Raw genomic sequence first — 3,395 nt, 5'->3', positions numbered from 1 at the left:
ACTCATCTTAACAGTAATTATGCCAGGCAATAAATAAATCAAATAAGGAGAATGGTGAGCTAAAACCATAAGCTCCCCTTCAAGCCCAATTATTGAAAGAGAAGCCACTTTATTGAATAAAATTTGATTATCAGGAGAAAAAAATTGCACTTTGAAGGTACCCATAATCTTTAATTTTTAGCTCCAACTTTAGTTTCAGCCTTTATTAATTCAGCCTTTTGCATTGCTTCGTCTATATTCCCCACCATATAAAAGGCAGCCTCTGGCAAGTGATCATACTTGCCTTCAACAATCCCTTTAAAGCCAGAAACGGTATCGAAAAGTGAAACAAATTTACCAGGCATGCCAGTAAATACCTCCGCAACGTGAAAAGGTTGAGAAAGAAATTTCTGAATTTTACGAGCCCTATCAACAACAATTTTATCCTCATCAGATAGTTCATCCATACCAAGTATTGCAATAATATCTTGCAGTGATTTATAAGTTTGCAATATACGCTTTACCTCAGAAGCCACCTTATAATGCTCTTCACCAATGATTTCAGTAGACAAAGACTGAGAAGTCGAATCAAGTGGATCAACAGCAGGGTATATCCCAATTTCAGCTATTTGCCTTGATAACACTGTGGTTGCATCAAGGTGAGAAAAAGTAGTTGCAGGAGCTGGATCAGTTAAATCATCCGCAGGAACATATATAGCTTGCACAGAAGTAATGGAACCTGAAGTAGTTGAAGCTATTCTCTCTTGCATTGCACCCATATCGGTTGCAAGGGTTGGCTGATAACCAACAGCTGAAGGTATTCTTCCAAGTAAAGCAGAAACCTCAGAACCAGCTTGAGTAAAACGGAAGATATTATCCACGAAAAATAAAACATCTTGATTTTCACGATCACGAAAATACTCTGCCATAGTTAGAGCTGTTAAAGCAACCCTAGCCCTTGCCCCTGGAGGCTCATTCATCTGACCATAAACCAAAACAGCTTGAGATTTTTCATGCTCATTTATATCTATCACATTTGAAGTGATCATCTCATAATAAAGGTCATTACCTTCACGCGTCCTTTCTCCTACTCCGGCAAACACAGAAAATCCTTTATGAGCTTTTGCTATATTATTAATCAATTCCATTATCAGAACTGTTTTTCCAACACCAGCTCCACCAAATAAACCAATTTTTCCTCCCTTAAGGTAAGGTGCAAGAAGATCTATAACTTTTATTCCTGTAACTAAAACTTCTTCCTGTATCCTCTGCTCAGTAAAACTTGGAGGCGTTCTGTGTATAGGTTCTAAATTGTATTTTCCTTTCAGCGAACCACACTTATCTATAAGCTCTCCTACAACATTAAAGATTCTCCCTAAAGTTGAACGCCCAACCGGAACTGATATTGGTACACCTGTATCAACAAATTCGTCATCTCTTGACACACCATCTGTGCTATCCATAGCAATACAACGGACTATATTGTCACCTATATGCTGTGAAACTTCTAAAATCAGCTCCTTGCCCCTATATTTTAGTTTGCTTTTTAAAGCATTAAATATTTTAGGTAGCTTGCCTTCAAATTTTAAATCAACAACTGCTTGAGTTACCTTAACCGTTCTACCTATATTCATCTCTTTACTTTTATTACCTAACACGAAAACTTTATAAAAAAGTTCCCAAAGAACTCTTCAAGAAAATAAATCTTATATTATTAGTAGAAATTTTGCAACAACATTTGCTAATTACGCTTTATTATGAACAGTGCAAACGCATTTAAGAGCCAAGTAATAATAAATAACACTAAGCTAAGTGCATAAGCAGCAAGAGTTTGTACACTATTGAAATCCTGATCTCCAGTAAGTAATGTAGCAATTTGTACAGTAATAGTAGTAACTGAATTGAGAGGATTAAAAGTCAAGTTTGAATTGATTCCCACAGCCATCAGCACGATCATTGTTTCACCTATCACCCTCGAAATTGACAACAAAATTGCACTTAAAATTGTCGGCATTGCATAAGGTATTGTTATGCGCCATATAGTTTCTGCTGGAGTGGCTCCCAATGCCATAAAGCCATAGCATAGGCTCTTTGGAACAGACCTGATTGCATCCTCCAATAAGGAAATAATAAAAGGAAGAATCATTATCCCTATCGATAAACCAGCAACTAGGGCACTCTCTGAGTGTATATTCAAACCAAAAAAATTTGTTATCTGTTTCACAGAAGAAGATAAAAATACAACCGAGAAATATCCATACACGACTGTAGGAATAGCAGACAAAACTTGCAAAGTCGTATTAACAATGTAACGCACTTTCCCACTCGCATATTCACTAATATATATTGCAGAAAACAAACCAAGCGGAATAGCAACCAGCATTGCTACAATAGTTATAACCAAAGTGCCAACCAAAAGCGGAGTTATACCAAAACATCCTATTTTTTCTCCATTGATAGTTACCACATTATGGCTCCATTTCAAGCAAAATAAGAATTCTGAAATAGCTACTTCTTTAAAAAAATTAATAGATTGGGTAAGAATAGATAACATTATAAATAAAGTGATAAAAAATGATATGGCTAGAGCCACAAACAGTGAAAATTTGATTATCTTATTTCTTTTGCTTTTAAATATAAAAGCAAACATGAAAAAAAGTAACGCTACAGAAATGGAAGTTATAAAACAATTGTTACAGAGTATTAATAACCAAGTTAACATCCATATACAACTAAGATATAAATAAGATTTAATCTTATCCACTTGCTTAAAGCAAAATAAAAGAATTAGTAGCGTAGGTATGGAAAGGATTATTACCAACGAATTCATCTATCAAATCTTATTTTACGAGAATACAACTTTAAGATTATCCAAATATAATGGAACCATCATTTGACAATAAAGTAAAATAAATTAAAATAACTAATTATATTTATAAAAACAATGAAGAGAACATTTCAACCGAAAAATTTGATAAAAAAGCGCAGGCACGGCTTCCGCTTACGTATGACAACAAAAGCTGGGAGGAAAATTCTCAATAGGCGTCGCTCATTGGGATGCAAAAAACTATGTGCATAGTTAAGTTATCGAGCATAAAAAAAAAGAGTTTTCATTTGCTTTTAAAAATAAGCTAGCATCTGGTGGTCTTTTTTATCGTGGGTTCTACATATCGTTATATGCCATAAAAGAGAAAGAGCCCGAAAAGTATATTTACACTATTAGAACAGGTCTAGTTATCAGTAAAAAAGTTGGAAAAGCAGCAAAAAGAAACAAAATCAAAAGACGATTACGGGTACTTGCCAGATTCATCATTCTAAATATAAATAACGTAGGATATTATTATATAATATTGACTCATAGAAATATTATGCAAGCAAGTTATAAAAACTTACAGAAAGATCTAACTATTTGCCAA

General features: G+C 34.3%; 4 protein-coding genes and 1 pseudogene. 2 read left to right on the top strand and 3 right to left on the bottom strand.

Annotated elements, in window-relative coordinates:
• The 3 genes and pseudogenes from IHO13_RS01255 to pstC form a co-directional block, all read right to left on the bottom strand.
• Window positions 1-165 (bottom strand): annotated as a pseudogene (locus IHO13_RS01255) (F0F1 ATP synthase subunit epsilon); the annotation flags it as partial.
• Window positions 166-170: 5 nt separating this feature from the next.
• The gene (atpD, locus tag IHO13_RS01250) at window positions 171-1,613 is read right to left on the bottom strand and encodes a F0F1 ATP synthase subunit beta (RefSeq protein WP_225537907.1); all 1,443 of its coding nucleotides are present in this window, start codon (window positions 1,611-1,613) and stop codon (window positions 171-173) included.
• Between the two features lie 107 nt (window positions 1,614-1,720).
• Entirely contained in the window at window positions 1,721-2,809 is a 1,089-nt protein-coding gene (pstC, locus tag IHO13_RS01245) for a phosphate ABC transporter permease subunit PstC (RefSeq protein ID WP_225537905.1), read from the bottom strand.
• 114 nt (window positions 2,810-2,923) lie between these two features.
• On the opposite strand from pstC, the gene rpmH reads away from it, so the two are divergent.
• Window positions 2,924-3,058, top strand: a complete 135-nt coding sequence (gene rpmH, locus IHO13_RS01240) for a 50S ribosomal protein L34 (protein ID WP_225536285.1) — start codon at window positions 2,924-2,926, stop codon at window positions 3,056-3,058.
• A 7-nt stretch (window positions 3,059-3,065) separates the two neighbouring features.
• Window positions 3,066-3,395, top strand: a 330-nt coding sequence (gene rnpA, locus IHO13_RS01235; protein ID WP_225537906.1) for a ribonuclease P protein component, incomplete at its 3' end; no start/stop codon positions are given.

Origin of the sequence: Wolbachia endosymbiont of Mansonella perstans (assembly GCF_020278605.1) — a bacterium.
Lineage (GTDB): Bacteria > Pseudomonadota > Alphaproteobacteria > Rickettsiales > Anaplasmataceae > Wolbachia.
This window is presented reverse-complemented; position numbering and strand designations above follow the sequence as displayed.